At 39.8% G+C, this 22,785-nt stretch carries 23 protein-coding genes; 13 read left to right on the forward strand and 10 right to left on the reverse strand.

The window, feature by feature from the left end:
• Positions 1 to 50 precede the first annotated feature (50 nt).
• The 4 genes from M3P19_RS07915 to M3P19_RS07930 all read left to right on the forward strand — a co-directional run bounded on the left by M3P19_RS07915 (position 51) and on the right by M3P19_RS07930 (position 4,250).
• On the forward strand, positions 51 to 2,279 hold the full coding sequence (locus tag M3P19_RS07915) for a beta strand repeat-containing protein (protein ID WP_249657121.1): 2,229 nt from the start codon (positions 51 to 53) through the stop codon (positions 2,277 to 2,279).
• A 150-nt stretch (positions 2,280 to 2,429) separates the two neighbouring features.
• Entirely contained in the window at positions 2,430 to 2,738 is a 309-nt protein-coding gene (locus M3P19_RS07920) for a T9SS type A sorting domain-containing protein (RefSeq protein ID WP_249657122.1), read from the forward strand.
• Between the two features lie 144 nt (positions 2,739 to 2,882).
• A complete protein-coding gene (locus tag M3P19_RS07925; RefSeq protein ID WP_249657123.1) occupies positions 2,883 to 3,206 on the forward strand; it encodes a T9SS type A sorting domain-containing protein in 324 nt (107 codons plus the stop codon).
• 57 nt (positions 3,207 to 3,263) lie between these two features.
• On the forward strand, positions 3,264 to 4,250 hold the full coding sequence (locus tag M3P19_RS07930) for a LuxE/PaaK family acyltransferase (protein WP_249657124.1): 987 nt from the start codon (positions 3,264 to 3,266) through the stop codon (positions 4,248 to 4,250).
• Here the strand turns inward: M3P19_RS07930 and M3P19_RS07935 are convergent.
• Both M3P19_RS07935 and tyrS read right to left on the reverse strand, forming a co-directional pair.
• Positions 4,247 to 4,621 (reverse strand): hypothetical protein, encoded by a 375-nt coding sequence (locus M3P19_RS07935; protein WP_249657125.1) that lies wholly within the window; start codon positions 4,619 to 4,621, stop codon positions 4,247 to 4,249. The two genes, M3P19_RS07930 and M3P19_RS07935, sit on opposite strands and share 4 nt — an antisense overlap.
• Before the next feature lie 56 nt (positions 4,622 to 4,677).
• Complete coding sequence (tyrS, locus tag M3P19_RS07940) at positions 4,678 to 5,973, reverse strand: tyrosine--tRNA ligase (protein WP_249657126.1); 1,296 nt, start codon at positions 5,971 to 5,973, stop codon at positions 4,678 to 4,680.
• Between the two features lie 84 nt (positions 5,974 to 6,057).
• Between tyrS and M3P19_RS07945 the strand changes: the two genes are divergently transcribed.
• Entirely contained in the window at positions 6,058 to 7,056 is a 999-nt protein-coding gene (locus M3P19_RS07945; protein WP_249657127.1) for an NAD-dependent epimerase/dehydratase family protein, read from the forward strand.
• On the opposite strand, the gene M3P19_RS07950 is transcribed toward M3P19_RS07945, so the two are convergent.
• Genes M3P19_RS07950 through M3P19_RS07960 form a run of 3 tightly spaced genes read right to left on the reverse strand, consistent with a single transcriptional unit; the run spans position 7,053 to position 9,550 of the window.
• A complete protein-coding gene (locus M3P19_RS07950; RefSeq protein WP_249657128.1) occupies positions 7,053 to 7,484 on the reverse strand; it encodes a DUF4296 domain-containing protein in 432 nt (143 codons plus the stop codon). The genes M3P19_RS07945 and M3P19_RS07950 overlap by 4 nt on opposite strands.
• 1 nt (position 7,485) lies before the next feature.
• Positions 7,486 to 8,820, reverse strand: coding sequence for a dihydroorotase (locus M3P19_RS07955; RefSeq protein ID WP_249657129.1), 1,335 nt, complete (start codon positions 8,818 to 8,820; stop codon positions 7,486 to 7,488).
• 1 nt (position 8,821) lies between these two features.
• Entirely contained in the window at positions 8,822 to 9,550 is a 729-nt protein-coding gene (locus M3P19_RS07960; protein ID WP_249657130.1) for a polyprenol monophosphomannose synthase, read from the reverse strand.
• A 119-nt stretch (positions 9,551 to 9,669) separates the two neighbouring features.
• On the opposite strand from M3P19_RS07960, the gene M3P19_RS07965 reads away from it, so the two are divergent.
• Genes M3P19_RS07965 through M3P19_RS07975 form a run of 3 tightly spaced genes read left to right on the forward strand, consistent with a single transcriptional unit; the run spans position 9,670 to position 12,734 of the window.
• Complete coding sequence (locus M3P19_RS07965) at positions 9,670 to 11,328, forward strand: ArnT family glycosyltransferase (RefSeq protein ID WP_249657131.1); 1,659 nt, start codon at positions 9,670 to 9,672, stop codon at positions 11,326 to 11,328.
• Complete coding sequence (locus tag M3P19_RS07970) at positions 11,328 to 11,984, forward strand: DUF4271 domain-containing protein (RefSeq protein ID WP_249657132.1); 657 nt, start codon at positions 11,328 to 11,330, stop codon at positions 11,982 to 11,984. The genes M3P19_RS07965 and M3P19_RS07970 overlap by 1 nt, the downstream gene beginning before the upstream one ends.
• 6 nt (positions 11,985 to 11,990) lie before the next feature.
• Positions 11,991 to 12,734: a uroporphyrinogen-III synthase gene (locus M3P19_RS07975; protein WP_249657133.1), complete on the forward strand. Its 744-nt coding sequence runs from the start codon at positions 11,991 to 11,993 to the stop codon at positions 12,732 to 12,734.
• Positions 12,735 to 12,785: 51 nt separating this feature from the next.
• Here the strand turns inward: M3P19_RS07975 and pckA are convergent, their stop codons facing one another.
• Both pckA and M3P19_RS07985 read right to left on the reverse strand, forming a co-directional pair.
• Positions 12,786 to 14,402, reverse strand: coding sequence for a phosphoenolpyruvate carboxykinase (ATP) (gene pckA, locus M3P19_RS07980; RefSeq protein ID WP_249657134.1), 1,617 nt, complete (start codon positions 14,400 to 14,402; stop codon positions 12,786 to 12,788).
• A gap of 63 nt (positions 14,403 to 14,465) precedes the next feature.
• Positions 14,466 to 14,858: a DUF423 domain-containing protein gene (locus tag M3P19_RS07985; protein ID WP_249657135.1), complete on the reverse strand. Its 393-nt coding sequence runs from the start codon at positions 14,856 to 14,858 to the stop codon at positions 14,466 to 14,468.
• 79 nt (positions 14,859 to 14,937) lie between these two features.
• Between M3P19_RS07985 and M3P19_RS07990 the strand changes: the two genes are divergently transcribed.
• The 4 genes from M3P19_RS07990 to M3P19_RS08005 all read left to right on the forward strand — a co-directional run bounded on the left by M3P19_RS07990 (position 14,938) and on the right by M3P19_RS08005 (position 17,825).
• Positions 14,938 to 16,311 carry a saccharopine dehydrogenase family protein gene (locus M3P19_RS07990; protein ID WP_249657136.1) on the forward strand — a complete coding sequence of 458 codons (1,374 nt, stop codon included), beginning with the start codon at positions 14,938 to 14,940 and terminating at the stop codon, positions 16,309 to 16,311.
• Between the two features lie 48 nt (positions 16,312 to 16,359).
• Positions 16,360 to 16,830 (forward strand): Lrp/AsnC ligand binding domain-containing protein, encoded by a 471-nt coding sequence (locus tag M3P19_RS07995; RefSeq protein ID WP_249657137.1) that lies wholly within the window; start codon positions 16,360 to 16,362, stop codon positions 16,828 to 16,830.
• A 39-nt stretch (positions 16,831 to 16,869) separates the two neighbouring features.
• Positions 16,870 to 17,190, forward strand: coding sequence for a hypothetical protein (locus M3P19_RS08000; RefSeq protein ID WP_249657138.1), 321 nt, complete (start codon positions 16,870 to 16,872; stop codon positions 17,188 to 17,190).
• 116 nt (positions 17,191 to 17,306) lie between these two features.
• Positions 17,307 to 17,825 carry a ferritin gene (locus M3P19_RS08005; RefSeq protein ID WP_249657139.1) on the forward strand — a complete coding sequence of 173 codons (519 nt, stop codon included), beginning with the start codon at positions 17,307 to 17,309 and terminating at the stop codon, positions 17,823 to 17,825.
• Between the two features lie 69 nt (positions 17,826 to 17,894).
• Here the strand turns inward: M3P19_RS08005 and M3P19_RS08010 are convergent, their stop codons facing one another.
• From M3P19_RS08010 to leuS, 3 genes are all read right to left on the reverse strand, one after another.
• A complete protein-coding gene (locus M3P19_RS08010; protein WP_249657140.1) occupies positions 17,895 to 18,596 on the reverse strand; it encodes a zinc metallopeptidase in 702 nt (233 codons plus the stop codon).
• A 122-nt stretch (positions 18,597 to 18,718) separates the two neighbouring features.
• Positions 18,719 to 18,973, reverse strand: a complete 255-nt coding sequence (locus tag M3P19_RS08015) for a SemiSWEET family sugar transporter (protein ID WP_249657141.1) — start codon at positions 18,971 to 18,973, stop codon at positions 18,719 to 18,721.
• Between the two features lie 33 nt (positions 18,974 to 19,006).
• Positions 19,007 to 21,808, reverse strand: a complete 2,802-nt coding sequence (gene leuS / locus M3P19_RS08020) for a leucine--tRNA ligase (RefSeq protein ID WP_249657142.1) — start codon at positions 21,806 to 21,808, stop codon at positions 19,007 to 19,009.
• A gap of 89 nt (positions 21,809 to 21,897) precedes the next feature.
• Here leuS and M3P19_RS08025 point away from each other — a divergent pair, with 89 nt between their 5' ends.
• On the forward strand, positions 21,898 to 22,776 hold the full coding sequence (locus tag M3P19_RS08025; RefSeq protein WP_249657143.1) for a cell division protein FtsX: 879 nt from the start codon (positions 21,898 to 21,900) through the stop codon (positions 22,774 to 22,776).
• Positions 22,777 to 22,785: the final 9 nt, after the last annotated feature.

Genomic DNA, 22,785 nt, shown 5'->3' on the forward strand with positions numbered 1-22,785 from the left:
ACTGAAACAAATATCAAACTCTCAATAACCTTTATTTTAAAACTAAGACAATGAAAAAAACACTTTTAAAATTCATTTTTGGACTTTCCACGATGACCCTAGTGGTTTCATGCAGTGGAGATGACAGTACAGGTGGTAGTGGCAGCGCTACTTGTACCGATGGTATTCAAAATGGTGATGAAACAGGTGTGGATTGCGGCGGATCATCTTGTAACGCATGTCCTGTAAATGCTGTAGAACTTAATGGCGATGTTAACACAGACGTGACATTAGATGCAAGTCAAGATTATACATTAACCGGAGCATACATTATCAAAGCTGGTGGATCTTTGACCATTCCAGCAGGTACAACAATCAAAGCAGCGGGAGGAACAGCAGCATTTATTGGTGTAGAAAGAGGCGCTCAAATCTTTGTAAACGGAACCTCTTCAAATCCAGTTGTTATGACTTCTGGCGCTACTACTCCTGCTCCAGGTGATTGGGGAGGACTGGTAATTGCCGGTGATGCTCCTACCAATAAGGGAACTGATATCACCACAGAGGTTGGAGACTTAACCTATGGTGGTTCCAATGCAGGAGATAATTCCGGTTCCATTCAATATTTAAGAGTGGAATATACTGGAGCTACTTTCTCCAACGACAAGGAATTCAATGGTGTTTCCTTGTTTGGTGTTGGTTCTGGTACCGTTTTCAGATATATCCAATCTTTTAACGGTGGAGACGACGGAATTGAATTTTTTGGCGGTTCTGTAGATGGTGATTTCTTGGTTTCCATTGGAAGTGGTGACGACTCTATAGACTTTGCAGATGGTTGGATCGGTAGTGGCAGCAACTGGTACATCGCAGGTGGCGCAAAAGCAGGAATTGAAGGTTCCAATAATGGTGATGACGGTGATGCAACGCCTGTAACAAATACTTCTCTAAGTAATATCACGGTTGTTGGTCCAGTTACTGAAGGCGCATTGTTCTACAAAGAAGGTGGCGGTAACTTTACAATAGACAACTTCTATACCAGTAATATCGACTTAGGTATCAAGGTGAAAGACACAGACACAGAAGCCAGAGTACGCATAGAAGCTGGTGATTTGACCATTACCAACATCCAATTTGCAGATGCTCCTCAAGCATTTGAAGCAACCGATTACACCGGTGCGAATCAAGCCTTTTATACCGAAGGTGTAACTTCTGGTGCCGGCAATGGAGCTGCAGCTCCAACTTGGGCAGCTGGATGGACTACAGGTCTTAGCAACAGTGGCGCAGGAACTGAAAACCTAGCAGGTGAAATCACTGGCGATGTTACCTTGGCAGCTACTACAGAGTACTTCCTTACCAGCGGATTGGTTGTTAAATCTGGTGGATCTTTGACCATTCCAGCAGGTACAACTATTAAAGCAGCCGGGGGTACAGCAGCATTTATAGGTGTGGAAAGAGGTGCACAGATATTCATCAATGGTGAATCTGACAATCCAGTGGTAATGACTTCCAATAGTGATACCCCAGCACCTGGTGATTGGGGTGGATTGGTAATTGCAGGAAACGCACCTACCAACAAGGGAACTAATATTACTTCCGAAGTTGGTGAACTTACCTATGGAGGTAATGTAAGTGATGATAATTCTGGAAGCATCAGATACCTACGTGTAGAATACACAGGGGCTACATTCTCAAATGACAAGGAATTCAACGGCGTATCCCTTTTTGGTGTTGGTTCTGGAACCACCTTTGAATATGTTGAATCCTTTAATGGCGGAGATGATGGAATTGAGTTCTTCGGTGGTACTGTAGACGGAAATTTCTTGGTATCAATAGGAAGTGGAGATGACTCCATAGATTTTGCAGACGGCTGGACTGGTAACGGAAGTAACTGGTACATTGCCGGTGGTGCAAAAGCAGGTATTGAAGGTTCTAACAATGGTGATGATGGCGATGCCACACCTGTTACAACTACTACCTTAAGCAATATTACCGTAGTAGGACCTGTAACAGAAGGAGCGCTATTCTTTAAAGAAGGTGGCGGTAACTTTACAATTACAAATTTCTTTACAAGTGGTATTGATTTAGGGGTAAAGGTAAAAGATACTGATGTTGAAGCTGGGGTGCGTATCGAAGCTGACGCACTTTCTCTAGATCCAATGCAATTCGCCAATCCAGCAAATGGGTTTGCTAGAACCGATTATGCTGGTGCAAACCAAGATTTCATAACTGTAGGTGACAATACAGGCGCAGGAAATGGCGCCGATCAACCTACTTGGGCTGACGGCTGGACCACTGGTTTCTAGTTCACAATCAATTTTTCATAAAAAGCCTCCTACATTTTAGGAGGCTTTTTTTTGCACTTCATCGAAAAGTGTGGGTTTTTTCCGTAACACCCCAACAATCAGTATTGTATTTTTTTATATTTGTGGCATAGCCTTTGTAACCAATACTTTATGAAGCACCTTTACCTCGTCTTCTTCTTTTTTATTTGTACCCTTGGATTCGCGCAGAATTCCCAAGCAGGTTCAGATATTGACGGGTTTAAGTTGTATCCCAATCCGGTTCCTCATGGCAAGGTCTATATTGAGACTACCTTAAATGCTCCTAAGAAAATCTTAATTTTTGATGTATTGGGCACGCAAGTGTTACAAACTACTATTTTGGGGAGGGAACTTAATCTTTCCAATCTGGATAAAGGCGTATATATTCTACGTGTTTTTGAACACAACAAGGTGGCTACCAGAAAGTTGATTATCAAGTAATACGGGCCATTTTACCGTGCATTTCGTCGAGCAGACATCAAAATAAGCTTCTTTACCTACACATTTCCCGGTTTCACAACATTTTATAGCGTTTTCAAGGCTCTTTGGCTACTTTTATATTGCTTATACCCCAAATCAGCATGTATGAAGAAAATCTACTTAGTTCTTATTATGGCTTTACCTCTATTTACTTACGGTCAGGAGCTTGTTAGTGTAAACACGGAACAAGTCCAGGAGCTTAAAGGTTTTAAAATGTACCCTAACCCAGCCTATGGGGATGAAGTTTATGTGACTACATCCACCAACGGTACCAAGCAAATCAAAATTTATGATGTTTTTGGTGATGTGGTACTAACCGATAGGATTTCAACCAATACACTTAATGTTTCAAGATTGGTTCCTGGTGTCTACGTTTTACAAGTTACCGAAGACAAAAAAACCATGACCCGAAAACTGGTCATCAAATAGCAAAAACTTTTATCACCCTTCTTTAGAAGGGTATTTTTTTTGGGTAATTTTGAACCCATGCAACAGCGTTTGTCGCAAAGGGTATTTTCTATAGCATCCACAAAGGAATTTGAGGCCCTGGCTCTTGAGGTCTTTTCGTACCAATTTGAAAATAACAGCGTCTATCAGACGTACTGCAAGCATTTAGGGAAATCCTCAAATAATGTAGATTCCCTTGCAGCTATTCCCTTTCTTCCTATACAATTCTTCAAATCCCATAAAGTCGTCTCAAACACAAAATTACCGCAGGTGATTTTTGAAAGTAGCGGGACCACCAAAACCCATACCAGTAAGCACTATGTAACCGACTTGGAAGTATACCAAAAGAGCTTTATCCAAGCATTTGAGTTGTTCTATGGCCCCATTGACTCTTATTGCATCTTAGCATTGTTACCTTCTTATTTAGAGCGCGATGGGTCTTCCTTGGTCTATATGGTAAACGACTTGGTGAAACGATCAAAACATCCCAGTAGCGGTTTTTATCTGTACGATTTAGGTCAACTAAAACAAAAGCTGCATGAACTGGAAACTTCCGAAACCAAGACACTTTTAATTGGTGTTTCGTTTGCATTACTGGATTTAGCTGAAGACTTCCAAATGAATCTAAAACACACCACAATAATGGAAACCGGTGGTATGAAAGGAAGAAGAAAGGAATTGATTCGAGCTGAATTGCATCAAATCTTAAGAAAAGGTTTAGGTGTCGAAAACATTCATTCCGAATATGGGATGACGGAATTGCTATCACAAGCCTATTCCAAAGGAAACGGTGTTTTTAACTGTCCGCCATGGATGAAAATAGTGACTCGCGACACTGAAGACCCTTTAACGCTTCAATCTTTTGGCAAAACCGGCGGTTTAAATATTATTGACTTAGCCAATATCAATTCCTGCTCATTTATTGCTACACAAGATTTGGGAAAATGTTATTCAGATGGTTCTTTTGAAGTAATAGGCCGGTTTGATCATTCCGATGTACGAGGTTGCAACTTAATGGCGCTTTAATTCCGCTGAAATGAATACGTGACCTCATCATCTGCAATTTGAGGATTATCCACATAATTAAGTACAAGCAAGTCACCTTCTTCACGATATAAATACTGCCGCCCTTCAATACCTATTTCGGTACCATTGTCCGTATATGGGTACGTGCCAGCAGGTACAAGAAACTCCAATTCTCCGTTGTGCGAAAAGGTTACTTGTTTGGTGGAACTATCAAACTGGATGGTGTGTTGACTAAAATCATAATCTTCACCAAAGTAGCAAAAACAAGAAACATTTTGTAGCACCCAAACATCGTTGCCAGGGTTAATGGCATTATCCGAAGAACAGGAAGTAACCAAGAATAAGGATAATATAATTAATACGTATCTCATACTATTGAATTCCATTACTTCAATGAGATGAATATAAGTTACTTCGGTTGCGCTTCTTAGTTAACCACTAGCACAAAATAATTCTTCTTACCTCTTTGCAGCAGAACAAATTTATTGTTGATCAAATCAGAAGTTGTGATTTGGTGATCTTCCTTGACCTTTTGCTTGTTAACGGAAATGGAATTCTGTTTTAGTTCCCGACGCGCTTCACCATTGGACCCTAAAAATCCCGTTTTGGCAGCTAGTGCACCAATCATATCCAATCCAGATTCCAAATCTGATTTTGAAATTTCTGCTTGTGGAACTCCTTCAAAGACATCCAAAAAGGTTTTGGCGTCCAGCTGCATTAAATCTTCTGAGGTGGATTTTCCGAACAAAATAGAACTGGCTTTAATAGCGTTGTCCAACTCTTCCTTGGAATGCACCATTGTGGTTATTTCTTCGGCCAATTTTTTCTGTAGCGTTCTCAAATGAGGTTCCGCTTTATGCGTTTCCACCAAGTCCTTAATTTCATCTTGTGTTAAGAACGTAAAAATCTTGATGTATTTCTCAGCATCCTCATCTGAGGTATTTAACCAATATTGGTAAAATTTGTATGGAGAGGTACGCTCTGCATCCAACCACACATTTCCCCCTTCCGTTTTTCCGAATTTGGCGCCATCTGCTTTTGTAATCAAAGGACAAGTCAAGGCAAATCCTTTTCCGCCACCAATTCGTCTAATCAACTCCGTTCCGGTGGTAATATTTCCCCACTGGTCACTCCCGCCCATTTGAATTGTGCAATTGTGGTTCTGGAAGAGATAAAGAAAATCATACCCTTGTACCAACTGATAGGTGAATTCAGTAAAGGACATTCCCTCTTTAGCGTCTGAAGAAAGTCGTTTCTTAACGGAATCCTTCGCCATCATATAATTCACAGTAATATGCTTGCCCACATCACGGATAAAATCAAGGAATGAAAAATCCTTCATCCAGTCATAATTATTGACCAACACAGCGGCGTTGGGCGCATTGCTTTCAAAGTCCAGAAAACGTCCCAATTGGGATTTTATAGCCTCCTGATTGTGTCTTAGCGTTGCTTCATCCAACAAATTCCGTTCGGCAGATTTACCAGAAGGATCACCAATCATACCCGTAGCCCCTCCCACAAGAGCAAAAGGTTTATGGCCGGATAGCTGAAAATGCCTCAACATCATCACGCTCACTAGATGACCAATATGCAAGGAATCAGCAGTTGGATCAATCCCAACATAGGCGGCTTGCATTCCTTCCATCAAATGATCTTCGGCTCCAGGCATGATATCGTGTACCATTCCACGCCACTGTAACTCTTCTACAAAATTCTTTTCCATTACCGTTGCTTAGAATAGCTGCAAATATAAAATGAAGATCTTACTTACGTTAACAATTCCAATGCAAATAGGTATTTTTACTTCATGATTTTAGTTACGGGTGGTACAGGTTTGGTAGGTTCTCATTTGTTGTTCCATTTAGCACAACAAGGCAAACAAATACGAGCATTTTACCGCAAAAAGGAAACTCTGGATAAAGTAACCCAAGTGTTTTCTTATTATTCCGAAGCGCCTGCTAAACTCATTGAACAAATAACATGGATCAAAGGAGATATCACCGATTTATCATCCATGGAAAGTCATTTTGCGGGTGTTGAGCAGGTATACCATTGTGCAGCACTTATATCTTTTGACCCCAATCATTTGGATGACTTAATACGATCTAATCCAGAAGCAACGGCAAACGTTGTGAATCTTTCTGTTGCCCATGGAGTTCGCAAATTATGCTACGTTAGCTCCATTGCGGCGATTGGTCCAAGTACCAAAGGACAAATGGCGAATGAGGAAAATGAATGGAATGAAACCAATGTTTCGGTCTATGGACTTACCAAGCATGATGCGGAACTTGAAGTCTGGCGAGGTAGTCAAGAGGGGCTTAAAGTAGTGGTTGTGAATCCTGGCGTAATTTTGGGCCCAGGTTTTTGGAAATCTGGCAGCGGATCATTGTTTACTTATGCAAACAAAGGCAAAAAGCACTTCCTACCCGGTGGCACTGGTTTTGTCTCGGTTAATGATGTGGTTAATGCCATGGTAGGTTTAATGCGTTCGGATATCCACAATGAGCGCTTTATTTTGGTCAACGAAAATTTGACATACCAAACCTTGTTTCAAAAAATTACACAGCGATTAGCTGTAAATCCGCCTAACAAGAAGGTTTCTTTCTGGGCATTGGAATTATTCTGGAGGTATGATTGGGTTAGAAGTATTATTAGAGGCAAACGTAGGCGATTGACAAAAAACATGGTCAAAGGAATGTATCATCAAGAAATTTATGACAATTCCAAAATCAAAAAAGCCCTGGAGTTTGCATTTGAACCTTTGGACGAGACCTTGGATTTTTGCTGCGAAAAATTTAAAGCCTAATACTCGCTAACTTCTTTTTTAGTCGTTGTGCCTGCCCTATCTGCTTCTTGCTTGTCCAATCTAATTTGGCGTATACTGTCGTTCCGTCGCTGATTTTTGAGTTCCAAGCTACTTTTCTTTTCCATTAGGATAGCTTCAACCTTCTCATAGATTTCCTCGTATTCAAGTGGAACAGAGGCATAATACAAGTCACTTGCAGCAAGCTGAACACTATCCACACCATATTTTTCATAAAGGTGTTCCATAATGGAGATTTCCTTATAATCCATCATAGGTTCGATGTTGTTTTTGGCTGCGTTGTACAGGGCTAAATCATGATAGATTCCCACCATTTTATCCTTAGGAATCAAATTTTGAGGTTTTTCAATAACCTCCTCTGCACATGAGAGCATCAACAATCCAAGACCGTAGATAATCAGCTTTTTCATATTACCTATTAAACGTAAGTCGCATTGCATGGCGTTCTGGACTAATTTTTCCATTTTCAAAAGCCAAATGGCCATTTAAGAATGTACGCAAGACTTCAGAATCAAAGGTAACACCTTCAAATGGTGACCATCCACAATTATATAGAATATTGGATTTTTTAACCTGATTTTGTGATTTTCTTTTCACTTGTACCAAATCAGCGTAGTATCCCTCTCGTATAAAACCTCTTCGGTCCAAATCAAAGAGTTTTGCAGGATTATGGCACATTTTTTCAACTATTTTCTCGAGGCTAATAATCCCTTCTTCTTCTTTTTGAAGCATTGCCAACAAGGCGTGTTGCACTAAAGGCCCTCCTGACGGCGCCTTGGTATAGGGATTGTTCTTTTCTTCCAAAGTATGAGGGGCATGGTCTGTGGCAATTACATCAATTCTATCATCCAATAATGCTTCCCATAATTTGGACCGGTCCTCGCTTGTTTTTACAGCCGGATTCCACTTGATCAAGGTTCCTTTTTCATCATAATCGGCATCAGAAAACCATAAGTGGTGTATACAAACCTCAGCAGTGATTTTCTTCTCCTCAAGCGGGATTTCATTGGTGAACAGATCAGTTTCAATCCCCGTGGAAAGGTGAAAAACATGTAATCTTGCGCCAGTTTTCTTTGCCAAGGCAATAGCATTGGATGAAGAAAGGTAGCATGCTTCGGCACTGCGGATTACGGGGTGATATTTAATTGGAATGTCATCTCCGTATAGTTCTTTATAATGGGCCAGATTGGCGCGAATCGTACCTTCATCTTCACAATGGGTAGAAATGACCATTTCTGTGTTGCTGAAAATCTTTTCCAACACTTCCTCATTATCGACCAACATATTACCGGTTGAAGACCCTAGAAATAGTTTAACTCCAGAGCAAGCGTTTTTATCCAAACGCTTTAATTCTTCCAAATTATCATTGGTGCCACCGAATAGAAAAGAGTAATTGGCAAACGAACTGTTAGCGGCTATTGTAAATTTTTCTTCAAGCTTTTCTATAGTTGTGGTTTGCGGATTGGTATTGGGTTGCTCCATAAAAGTGGTAATCCCCCCTACAAGTGCAGCCCGACTTTCCGAAGCAATGTTTCCCTTATGTGTTAAACCAGGTTCCCTAAAATGCACCTGATCATCAATAATCCCGGGTAGTAACAAGTCGCCATTTAAATCAATGATTTTGGCATTTTCACTGGAAATATCCCTGTCAATACGTGAGATCTGTTCACCATCGATTAAAACATCAGATTCGAAAACCTTGTTTTCGTTGACAATCGTCGCATTTTTAAGTAAGATCTTGGACATTCTAAAAACTCTTTTTGAAAAACATGCTTCTAAATTTCATGGCAATAACCCCAAAAATGGCTTCTCTCACGATTGCGGAATTCATTTTTGATTTTCCATTGATTCGGTCGGTAAAAATGATGGAAACCTCTTCGATTCTGAACTTTTTGAGATACGCCCTATACTTCATTTCAATCTGAAAGGCATAGCCAATAAAGCGGACTCTGTCCAAATCAATGGCTTCGAGCACCTTTCGATGATAGCATACAAAACCGGCCGTAGGGTCGTGGACCTTCATACCAGTGATGATCTTGACATAGAATGATGCACCGTAACTCAACAAAATCCGGAATAAAGGCCAGTTTACGACATTTACCCCCTTTTTATATCTTGATCCAACGGCAACGTCAGCGCCATTTAAGCAAGCACGATGCAAGCGGGAAAGGTCAGCAGGGCGATGGGAAAAATCCGCATCCATTTCAAAAATGTACTCGTAATCGTGATCCAATGCCCACTTAAACCCATGAATGTAGGCTGTACCTAATCCTGATTTTTTCTTACGCACCTCAAGGAAAAGTCTATTTGGAAATTGTTCTTGTAATTGTTGGACATTTTGCGCCGTTCCATCCGGTGAATTATCATCTACCACCAATACATGGAAGTCCTTTTTAAGATCAAAAACCGTTTTAATGATAGCTTCAATGTTTTCAATCTCATTGAAGGTGGGTATAATCACGATACCATCTGCCATTAGCGCATAATTAGAGTGCAAAAATAAGCTTTTCTAGTTAGCGGAAAGTCTTTAGGTCAACTGCCCACCTCTTGTTACGTGCCAATATTTGTAACTTTGCGCCATCTAAAAAACTATTGATGGCCCAAAAGACTCCACGGTTATTTTACCTTCTACTAACCGTTCTTTTTGTTCTCAACCTCTTGCAAGCTGCTTTCACGGAACTGATTTATGATGAGGCCTATTATTGGTACTATGCCCAAAACATGGATTGGGGTTACTTTGACCATCCATCCATGGTTGCCTTGCTTATAAAAATCAGTAGTTTGTTTTTTACGGGAGAATTGGGTGTTCGATTCATGAGTTGCCTGCTTTCGGTAGGAATTTATCTAATTGTTTGGGAAATCATAGACCATCCGAAAAAAAGGGAATATGTGATCCACTTTTTCCTACTGCTGTTTTCAATGACGTTGATGAATGCCTATGGATTTTTCACCCTGCCAGATACGCCATTGTTGTTTTTTACCGCATTGTTCCTTTTACTCTATAAGCGCTTTCTGAATAATCCCAACATCTATATCAGTTTGGCATTAGGGGTGACAATGGCAGCGTTGATGTATAGCAAGTATCACGCGGTCCTAGTTATATTATTTGTGTTTTTATCCAATTTTAAATTGGTGTTCAACTGGAAGGCCTGGCTTGCTGTTGGTATTGCTTTGGTATGTTACGTTCCTCATTTTTTATGGTTGATGGAGTATGACTTTGTATCCATAAAATACCATCTTTTCGAGCGACCTAATCAAGCTTATTCGTTTGAAAAATTCACTTTAGGCTATTTGGTGAACCTTGTTGCAATTTTTGGACTTTTGTTTTACTGGGTGTACTATGCTTTAGTAACCGATAAACGCAAGGACCAATTTTCAAAAGCCTTGAGATATCTAACCTATGGGGTACTGATTTTCTTTTTTGTTTCCAGTTTTAACCGAAGGGTGCAGACCCAATGGATTATCGTTATTTCCATTCCTATGGCAATCATTGCTTTTAGGCACTTATTGGAAAACGAGAAAAGTAGAAAATGGATGTTTCGAATGGCAATGATCAGCGCCATTTTACTGATTTACGCTAGAGCCTGGCTAATTTATCAACCTTTGTTACCCATTCTTTACGAAGCACATGGAAACAAAAACTGGGTGATGGACCTTAAATCCAAAGCAGGTGATGTTCCTGTGGTTTTCGAGAATTCATATCGACAGGCTCCGATGTACGAATTTTATGCTGGCAAGCCCTCTTTTTCATTGAACAATTTTATGTATCGGAAAAACCAATACTCTATTGATGGGTCAGAAGATAGGGTAAGAGGCAAGGACGTCCTTTATGTTACCAAATATAGAAATGCTGGAGATGTGCAATTCAAACACCCAGATAGTTCTGTTTTTTACGGCAGTTTCCTAAAGGACTTTCAATCTTACCGTAAATTACAATGTCTGGTAGAAAAGGAAAATGAGAATGAACCTTGGGAACTTAAAATCCATAATCCATACGAATTTGATGTACCCTTGGAAAACTTGAATTTTGCTGTTGCCTATTCCAATGCATACAAGCAGGTAAAAGAACAAGTCTCTTTAGAAGTAACATCCATTGACGAACAACAGCACATTCTAAAATCCAAGGATACGGTGTTTTACAGCTTTGAGCTTCCAAAATCCAAAAAAATGGAAAAACCTAGCTATTTTAGGATTGGTTTAGCAAATAAGGGTCTTTTAACAGGACTTCAGGGCATGCCCACCAAAATTGAATAATGGAACCCATATATAAACATTTTGAGTATTTGGATTGGGCAACATCATTGTTGTTTTTCAGCATGCTTTTACTTGCGTTGGGCAAATACCTCTTCCAAAACAAGTTCCTAAATTTTCTGATTTTACCATTCAACAACAAATATGTGGTCCTTCATAATAAAAAAGGAAGGCTTTTTAGTTGGTTTCACATTATATTGACTGTCTTTCAACTGATCAATATCTCACTCTTTGCACTGACCATTCAAAAAGTATTCTTTACCTACACTACAGAAAGCCAATTGACTCAATTTTTCATCATATTAGGATTGTTCTCAGCATTTGAGTTATTGAAAATGTTGGTGCAGTTGGGTCAAGGCTATGTATTCAATACCGAAAGTTTGATAGCACAGTTGATATTTAACAAAATATCATATTTGAACCATAGCAGCTTGGTTATGTTCATATCCAACATCATCCTTTTCTACATTGCAAAAGATTCAAAAGTGGTAATAATCACGGCATTGGTCTTAATTATTTCCATTAATGCCATTGGATTGTTCAAGCTGTTGAAGAACCATCAAAAAGTCATAATTTCCCACTTTTTCTATTTTATTTTGTACCTTTGCACACTCGAATTTGCGCCCCTAGTAATAGTTGGAAGCTATCTAAAAGATTGAAAGCTTATGAAAGTAAAGACAATTTTGGTTTCCCAACCAGAACCCAAAATAGAAAATTCCCCCTATTCACGTCTTATAGAGAAAGAGAAGGTCAAAGTGGATTTTAGACCTTTTATTCACGTTGAAGGAGTTCAAGCGAAATCAGTAAGACAGCAAAAAATTGATTTAAACAATTTTACGGCCATCATCTTAACCAGCAGAAATTCTGTTGATCACTTTTTCAGAATTGCCGAAGAAATGCGCTTCAAGGTACCAGATACCATGAAATATTTCTGTCAATCTGAAGCTGTAGCCTACTACTTGCAGAAATACGTTGTTTATCGCAAGCGTAAAATCTATGTTGGCACACGCACCTTTAATGAATTGGTTCCGTTGATTAAAAAGTACAAGGACGAGAAATTCCTTTTACCCTCTTCGGATACCTTAAAGGCCATTGTTCCTCAATCTTTAGATGATTTAGGTGTTGATTGGACCAGAGGCATATTCTACAAAACGGTTATCAGCGATTTATCGGATTTAAGGGATGTCTATTATGATGTTTTGGTGTTCTTTAGCCCTTCAGGCATAGAGTCCTTATTGAAGAATTTCCCTGATTTTGAACAAAACGACACGCGAATTGCAGTGTTCGGGAACAGTACGGTAAAAGCCGCTACAGAAGCAGGGCTTCGCATTGACATTCAAGCCCCTACTCCCGAAACACCTTCAATGACCATGGCATTACAGAAGTACATTACCAGTGTAAACAAATAACTGTTTCACTGTGAAAAATAAAAAAGCCCCGATTCTCGGGGCTTTTCTTTTTTAAAAGGCATATCGTTGAGGTCCTCCTCGTCGAATCTCTTCGCTCGCATAAGCTTCAAACTTTTTAAAGTTCTCGCGGAACGCGTTGGTCAACTTAAAGGCAGTTGTATAATAAGCTTCATCGTCATTCCAGGTAGCTCTAGGGCTTAGTACCTGTGTAGGTACACCTGGACATTCCCTAGGTTGTGCTACACCAAATACAGAATGGATATGGTAATTATCATAGCTATACAGTCCTAAATCACCATTTAAAACTGCAGTGATCATGGCTCGCGTATATTTTAGTTCCATACGTTTTCCCACCCCGTAAGGTCCACCTGTCCATCCCGTATTGATCAACCAAACATCAACACCGGACTCTTGCATTTTCTTACTAAGCATTTCTGCATATACAGCAGGATGTAAAGGCATAAATGGTGCGCCAAAACAAGCTGAGAAGGATGGTTGCGGCTCTACAACACCAGCCTCCGTACCTGCCACCTTAGCGGTATAACCGGAAATAAAATGATACGCAGCCTGGGATGGAGTCAATTTAGAAATAGGAGGCAATACCCCAAAGGCATCTGCAGTAAGGAAGAATATATTCTTTACATTCTCGCCAATGGAAGGTTGTTGAATATTATCGATATGATAGATTGGATAGCTTACCCTTGTATTTTGGGTGATGGAAGTATCTGCATAATCGACCACACCATTAGCATCCATGATAACATTTTCCAAAATGGCGCCCTCTTTTATAGCACCATAAATTTCAGGTTCCTTTTCCTTAGAAAGGTCAATCACCTTTGCATAACAACCGCCTTCAAAATTGAAAACCGTGTTTTGTGCGGTCCATCCGTGCTCGTCATCTCCAATCAATTTGCGGTTTGGGTCCGTTGATAAGGTGGTTTTCCCTGTTCCAGACAATCCAAAAAATACAGCTGTGTCTCCATCATTACCAATATTGGCAGAGCAATGCATTGGTAGCGTATTCTTGAAGACTGGAAGGATAAAATTTAATGCAGAGAATATTCCTTTTTTGATTTCTCCCGTGTAACCGGTTCCTCCAATCAGGGCAATCTTCTTGCTAAAATTCAGAATCGCAAAATTGTGTTGTCGAGTACCATCTAAATCCGCGTCAGCCAAAAATCCAGGCGCATTGACAACCGTCCATTCTGGGTCGAAATTTTCCAATTCCTCCACAGTTGGCCTCAAAAACATATTGTAGGCAAACATGTTGGACCACGGATATTCGTTGATTACCCTGATGTTCAGCTTGTAGGCTTCATCTGCACAAGCATAACAATCCCTTACAAAAAGCTCTTTTTCATTTAAATAAGCTATTACTTTGTCATATAGCTTGTCGAATTTTTCAGAGTCAAATGGGATATTGATATCTCCCCACCAAATTTTCTCTTCGGTAATTTCATCCTTTACAATAAAACGATCCATGGGGGACCTTCCTGTAAACTCTCCCGTATTTACGGCGAGCGCTCCAGACGAGGCTTGCTTACCCATTTCTTTCTGAATTGTAGCTCCCTGTAATTCCTTGGGAGACAGCTGATAATGCACATTATTGTGCGCTATTCCATACTGCTTTAACGAAATCGTTTTCGTAGTTGGGGTATAGGTATCCATTGTTTAGTTTTTATATTGGTGCAAAGCTAGAAAATTCTCACCGCCACCAAACCTATTTTCCGATTATTTGTTCGTTTTATCAGCCCAAACATAATACCCCAACAGTGCCCAACCCAGGATCAAAATGGTTCCCCCTATTGGTGTTATAAATCCAATAACTCTAAAATCAAAAGTGGTAATACCATTTATGGCCAATAGATAGATCGAACCTGAGAACAGAAGTACACCTAAACATATTAGCCTAAATACCACCCTCAATTTAGATTTCCTCACCAATGGAAAACTCCCTAAAATCAATAACATCAAAGCATGATACATTTGATATCGAACCCCTGTTTCAAAGGTATCCACGGCACTTTCAGGAACTAGCTTTTCCAACCCATGTGCACCAAAGGCTCCAAGTATGATCGCTAAGAATCCCAAGATGATACCCATCAATACTATTGTTCTGTTCATAACTTTTATGCTTTGTTTTTTTAGAAATATAACAATTTGATACCTTAGTATCCGTTTTAATCAAAAGTAAATAAAACGTATGGTCCGCACTATTTTGGTTGTCGGCGCAGGTAAGTCAACCTCCTACTTATTGGATTACATTCTGAAAAAGTCAACAGCAGAAAATCTAAAGTTGATCATTGGCGATCTCCATCCGGAGAACATACCTCAGGAATTTGCCTCACACGAAAATTGTGAAGTCTGCAAGTTGGATATATTCGATGACGAGGCACGGAAAAAAGCTATTGCAAATTCCGACTTGGTCATCTCCATGTTGCCTGCCCGAATGCACATTAATGTGGCAAAAGACTGCATAGAATTCAAAAAGCATTTGGTGACAGCTTCCTATGTAAGTAAGGAAATTGAAGCTTTGGACGCAGACGCGAAGAAGCACGGGCTGGTTTTCATGAATGAAATTGGTCTAGATCCAGGGATAGACCACATGAGTGCAATGGAGATCATTGACAGGATTCGTGATAAAGGCGGAAAAATGTTACTATTTGAATCTTTTACAGGAGGTTTGGTAGCTCCAGAGGATGACACGAATTTGTGGAGTTATAAATTCACCTGGAATCCTAGAAATGTAGTCGTGGCTGCTCAAGGGGGTGCTGCAAAATTCATTCAAGAAGGGACCTATAAATACATCCCTTATCAAAAAATATTCAGGCGTACGGAATTGGTTGATGTTGAAGGTTATGGTACGTTCGAAGTATATGCAAATAGGGATTCATTGAAATATAGGGACGCCTATGGATTACAAGACGCCCTGACACTGTTTAGAGGTACCATGAGAAGAGTTGGTTTTTCCAAAGCATGGCACATATTTGTAATGCTTGGCATGACCGACGATACGTATACCATTGAAAACTCCGAAGGTATGTCCTATCGTGAATTCGTCAATCTATTTTTGCCCTACTCTCCTACTGATTCCGTAGAATTGAAACTACGGCATTATCTGAAAATCGACCAAGATGATATTCGTTGGGGAAAACTATTGGAATTGAACCTTTTTGACCATACCAATAAGATTCCATTAAAGAACGCCACTCCAGCACAAATGCTACAACACATTTTAGAAGATAGCTGGACGTTGGAACCAAATGAAAAAGACATGATTGTCATGTACCATAAATTTGGCTATGAAATCAATGGTGAGAAGAAACAACTGGATGCCAATATGGTGGTTTTAGGAGAAAACCAGACCTATACTGCCATGGCCAAAACAGTAGGTCTTCCTGTTGCTATGGCAGCATTACAAATCCTGAATAAAAAAATCACAACGGCTGGAGTTCAAATTCCAATAAGTAAAGAAGTGTATAGCCCTATTTTGGATGAATTAAAAACCTATGGCATTACATTCAATGAATTTGAAGTGCCCTATTTAGGGTACAATCCAGACTCTATAGGGAATTGATTTTTGGTGACTTTTTCAATATCTTTAGTTTCAAAAAAGAAGCTTTAGATGAAAAAACCTAACAAATCCGTTAAAATTGACGGAATAGACAAAAAGATCCTAAGATTTTTGATGGAAGATGCACGAACTCCTATTCTAGAGATAGCGAGGAACATTGGTATTTCAGGTGCTGCAATTCATCAAAGGCTACGTAAGTTGGAGGATTCCGGTTTGTTATCTGGGTCGAAATTTGTCATCAACCCCAAGGTTTTAGGGTATACGACTATGGCCTACATTGGTATTTTTCTGGATAAGGCAATGGCAAATCCTCAAGCAGTTAAGCAATTGGAAAAAATCCCAGAAGTCCTAGAATGTCATTATACTACTGGAAACTGGTCCATATTGATAAAAGTTCTCTGTATGGACAATGAGCATTTAATGGTACTACTCAATAAAAAGATACAACCCATTGAAGGCGTATCTAGAACTGAAACCTTTATTTCACTTGCCCAACAAATTGATCGACAAATACGCATATAGTATTTGTATTCAATCTAAATAAATTTTATTTTTGCCTTCATGAAGGCGATTTATAAATCCCAGTTTTATGCATTGTTCCAATCGCAACAGGAACGATGCTTTTATATTGACTTTGGTCAAAAAACTGTGCGCGCCTCTTTTTGTCAACTATTAGCCCTTCGTCAAAAAGTTCTATCCATCGAAATTGAAGATCATTTTGATAGTGATTTAAACCAACACGGATTTGAGTTGTTGCAGCTTTGCAACAAGGAACATTTATTTATCCTGAACACACATGAAGTACTGGATTTAAAACAACTGATTCAAAATGGTTTTGTTCAGCTTGGCATATCCTCTACCGAAGAGATTTTAATGGCATAAATCGTTGCAATCCCTTCTTATTTTTATTCAGTCTTAAATTGCTTTCAAATAAGCTGTTAGCACAGTAATTCCTATTGAATTTGCCTACTTTTACAGGAATCACAAGAAAAATAGCGATGAAAGATATAGCACGACAAGGCATGAGCATAAAAGTGGAATCCATGGATATGCTCAACATTCAAATAAAAATGGAAGCACATGCATCTGCCACTTACTTGGCAATGGCTTCCTGGTGTGATCAAAATGGTTTTTTTACCAGCGCCAAATTCTTCCATAAACAAGCGGAAGAAGAGCGGGAACACATGATGAAGATTTTTAATTTTCTAATAGATGCTGGCGGCAGTCCAATTTCGCCAGAAATTACAAACATCAACCACGATTATGCATCCATAGTTGATGTGTTTGAATCTACCTTAGATCATGAAATTGCGGTGACAAAATCCATTCATGCAATTGTACTCAAGTCAAGGGAAGTTGGTGATATTGCCACTGAACGCTTTTTGGACTGGTTTGTAATGGAGCAAGTGGAAGAAGAAAACACAATCCGGGACATTCTGGATATGATTTCAGTTACAGGCACCGAGGGTGTTGGACTTCAAATGATAGATGATCATGTTGGTAACTGGATAGAATAGATAACTAACTATCTCAAAACAAAAAACGGAGCCAATAGGCTCCGTTTTTGTTATTCGATAAATATTGGATTAATCTCTTCCTCCAAAAACTTGGAACGCCCAGTATAAGAGGGAGGCCAAAGCACCTAAGGCGGCAACTAAATAGGTTCTTGCAGCCCACTTCAGGGCATCTTCCGCTCCAGCATATTCCTGCTGGCTTACCATATTTTTTTGTTTTAGCCATGCCAAGGCTCTGTTACTTGCATCATATTCAACAGGTAACGTGATAAAACTGAATAATGTGGCAAATGCCATCATTACCAATCCAGCCACAGCTATGTAAAACCCAAGCCCGCCGGCTACACCAGTTGCTGCCATAAGTGCAATCCCGCCAAATACAATCCATGTGGACATACCGGAAGTAACACTAACCACAGGTACCAATTTAGATCGCATGGTCAACCATTCATAAGCTTGCGCATGCTGTACGGCATGACCCACTTCATGGGCCGCTACGGCTGCAGCAGCAGCATTTCTTTGCGCATAAACAGCTTCACTCAGGTTAACCGTTTTATTTTTTGGATTGTAATGATCGGTGAGCATCCCTGCAGTTGATATCACTTTAACATCATGTATCCCATGATCATCCAACATTTTTTGTGCAATTTCAGCTCCGCTCATCCCATTTCGTAAATGGATTTTAGAGTACGTCTTGAATTTACTTTTTAAGCGGCGGCTGACCAACCAACTAATTAAAGCAATTCCACCGATTAATATATAGTATGTCATCATAGCTTCTAGTTTTGTCTTATAAAGATACCAACTCTAAAGCAAAAACCCCGCCAATCCATGGCAGGGCTATTTTTACTGACAAATTGTACAACGAAGCTTTGTTTCTAGCTGTTTCAGCGAAACTACTTATGCCGAATTTTCAGCACCAACATGAAAATCACCAAAATACCTGTGATGCCATTTGCAAGCATAATGGCCAAACTTTGGTGTTCGTATCCATAATACAGCCAAAGCATCGTACCCAAGAAAAAAGCGGAATACATGGTTAGAGAAATATCCTTTGTGGATTTAGTCTTCCATGTTTTGACAACCTGTGGGACAAAAGCACTTGTGGTAAGCGTGGCAGCAATCAGCCCAATTATTTCAATTGGATCCATTATTGAGTATTTGAAAAATGGGGACGCTATGCGTTATCCCACAATATTTACGATTTTACCTGGCACAACGATCACCTTCTTGGGCGCTCTGCCATTTAGCTGCGCTATGGTCTTTTCATGTGCCATTACCGCGGCTTCAATCTCATCTTTACCCATGTCCATCGGCAATTCCATTTTAAATCGCATCTTCCCATTGAATGAAATTGGATATTCCTTGCTGTTTTCAACAAGGTATTGCGCTTCAAATTTTGGAAAAGCTGCCGTGGAAATTGATTCTTGATGTCCCAATTCTTCCCACAACTCTTCCGCAATATGTGGGGCATATGGAGAAACCAAAATAGCTAGCGGCTCCAAAATGGCCTTACTTGTACATTTTTGAGCGGTCAATTCGTTTACACAAATCATAAAAGTGGACACTGAGGTATTGAACGAGAAGTTCTCAATATCTTCCTCCACCTTCTTTATGGTTTTATGCAGGGTCTTTAAATTCTCTGCTGAAGGTTCTGCATTATCCTGAATGTTCCCATACAATTTGCACAACTTTTTAAGGAAGGAATGCACCCCGGTTATTCCTGCTGTATTCCAGGGCTTGGATTGCTCCAACGGACCTAGGAACATTTCATACAAGCGTAAGGAGTCTGCTCCATATTCTTCGCAGATATTATCTGGGTTCACAACATTATATTTGGATTTGGACATTTTTTCAACTTCCCTACCCACTATATATTTTCCGTCTTCAAGTACAAATGTGGCGTTTTTGTATTCTGGTAACCATTCCTTGAATGCTTCAATGTCCAATTCGTCAGAAGCATTCACCAAGGAAACATCAGCATGGATGGGAATTACATTTTTACCATTTATTAACCCTTTTGAGTACACTTTACCTGAATCCATATCCTTATAGACAAATGCACTTGTACCAGTTATCATTCCTTGATTAATGAGTTTTCTGGCAAATTCGTCTTTAGGGGCTATACCTCTATCAAAAAGAAATTTTTGCCAAAAACGAGAATACAATAAATGCCCAGTTGCGTGCTCACTACCTCCTATATAAAGATCCACATCTTGCCAATACCCTATAATTTCCGAGTCATAGATAGCTTCTTCATTATGAGCGTCCATATATCTGTTAAAGTATTGGGAACTACCCGCCCAGCCTGGCATCGTATTCAACTCTAATGGAAATACATTTTTGTTATCAATCAAATCATTGTTGACCACAGTGGCATTATTCCTGTCCCAAGCCCAGTGCGTTGCATTACCCAAAGGTGGGTCCCCAGCTTCGGTTGGAAGGTATTTCTCTACATCTGGCAACTCTAATGGTAAATGTTCATCTGCAATCATCTGTGGCATTCCATCCACGTAATACACTGGAAACGGTTCCCCCCAATAACGTTGTCGGCTGAATACCGCATCCCGAAGTCGATAATTGATTTTTCCCTGACCTTGACCGATTTTTTCAAGCTCATCAATAACCTTTCGTGTGGCTTCTTTGAACCCCAAACCATTCAAAAAGTCAGAATTCCCAATAATTGTATTTGCCTTGTCCGCAAATGCTTCTTCGGAAATATCCACTCCTTCAAAAATGTTCGGTATGGGTATATCAAAATGCTTGGCGTAATCATAATCCCTTTGATCTCCACATGGTACTGCCATAACAGCTCCTGTGCCGTAAGAAGCTAAAACATAGTCACCAATCCAAATTGGTATTGGTTCTTTTGTAAATGGATGCTCTGCATATGCCCCGGTAAAAACACCAGAAATAGTTTTAACATCCGCCATACGATCACGTTCTGAGCGTTTTGCTGTAGCTTCCACGTAAGACTCAACGGCTTCTTTCTGTTCAGCGGTGGTTATCTTGGACACCAAATCATGTTCTGGCGCCAATGTCATGAAACTTGCTCCAAATATGGTATCGGGTCTTGTGGTGAAAACTGGAATTCTGTGCTCCGAATCCTTAACCTTGAATTCCACATGCGCTCCTTCTGAACGACCAATCCAATTGGTTTGGGTATCTTTTAAAGGTTGCGGCCAATCTATTGTTTCCAATCCATCCAACAACCTTTGTGCATATGCTGTAATGCGCATGCTCCATTGGGTCATTTTCTTTCTAATTACCGGATGACCTCCACGTTCAGATACCCCATTAACGATTTCATCATTGGCCAAAACCGTGCCCAGTGTAGGACACCAATTCACCTCTGTATCCGCCAAATAGGTCAAACGGTATTTAAGTAGAATCTCCTGTTTCTTTTTATCTGAAAAAGTGGACCATTCTTCTGAATTGAAGATAGGTGTATCATCATCACAAACAGCATTGATTTGTGAATTTCCATTCTTTTCAAACTCAGAAATCAATTGTTTTATGTCTTCCGCCTTGTCCGATTCTTTGTTGTACCAGGAATTGAATAATTGGATAAATACCCATTGCGTCCATTTGTAATATTTTGGGTCGGAGGTTCGTACTTCTCTACTCCAATCAAATGAGAACCCTAGTTGGTCTAATTGTTCTCGATATCTTTTGATATTGGCATCAGTGGTTATGGCAGGATGCTGTCCTGTTTGGATGGCGTATTGTTCTGCGGGAAGACCAAAAGAATCGTAACCCATGGGGTGCAAGACATTAAAGCCCTTATGCCTTTTGTAACGAGCATAAATATCACTGGCAATATACCCTAACGGATGTCCAACGTGCAATCCCGCTCCAGATGGATAAGGAAACATATCCAAAACGTAGAATTTGGGACTGTCCGAATTGTTGGTTGCTTTGAAGGTTTGGTTGCTTGCCCAATATTTTTGCCACTTGGCTTCTATCTCCCTGAAATTGTAATTCATGGTCTTTCCGTCATTTTTCGAATTGCAAAAATAGCTTTAATCCACTAATTACGATTTACTTTTCTATTTTTACGTACTGATTTTCCCATATGAGCCAATATATTGAAAGATATCAGCGAAGAAGGCTAATCTCATCCTACTTTTCAGTGGTTTTAAGTATTGCTTTGGTCCTGTTTTTAGTGGGTGTTCTGGGCCTTCTGGTCCTCAATACCAAAAAACTTGCTGATCACTTTAAAGAGCAAATCACGATATCTGTGTTTTTAAAGGACAATGCCAAACTTGCTGAAATTGAACAATTACAAAAAAGCCTGGCATTGGCAGAATACACCAAATCTGCAGACTATGTGTCCAAAGAAGATGCTGCAGAGCAGTACAGTGAGGATATTGGGGAGAATTTCGTTGAATTTTTAGGTTACAATCCACTTAAAAATTCAATTGATGTACATCTTAAAGCGGATTATGTTTCGCCTGCGCAAATTGATGAGATTGCTTCCGATTTAATGGCAAAAACGTATGTAGAAGATGTAAGCTATGACAAACCGCTGATTGCCTTACTTAACGACAATGTTAGAAAAATCAGTCTTTGGATATTGATTGCCAGTGCTGTGTTCACTGCGATCGCAGTTTTGCTAATCAATAGTTCCATCCGCCTTTCTATCTACTCCAAACGGTTTATAATCAAAACAATGCAAATGGTTGGAGCAACCAAGAAATTTATCCGCAGGCCTTTTATTTGGCAAAACATCAGATTGGGTATGATTGGGTCTGCCTTGGCATTGATTGCTTTGGCCATAGTTTTATATTATGTGAATACCCAGTTCCCAGAATTGAATGTCTTTCAGGATGTTCTTGTTCTTGTGTTGTTGTTCGGTGGCGTTTTTGGTTTGGGCGTTTTAATTTCATGGGCAAGTACGCATGTTGCTACACAACGTTTTTTGAATTTAAGGACTGACGATCTTTATTATTAACTTTACAGT

Source organism: Flagellimonas spongiicola, assembly GCF_023502425.1.
Lineage (GTDB): Bacteria > Bacteroidota > Bacteroidia > Flavobacteriales > Flavobacteriaceae > Flagellimonas > Flagellimonas spongiicola.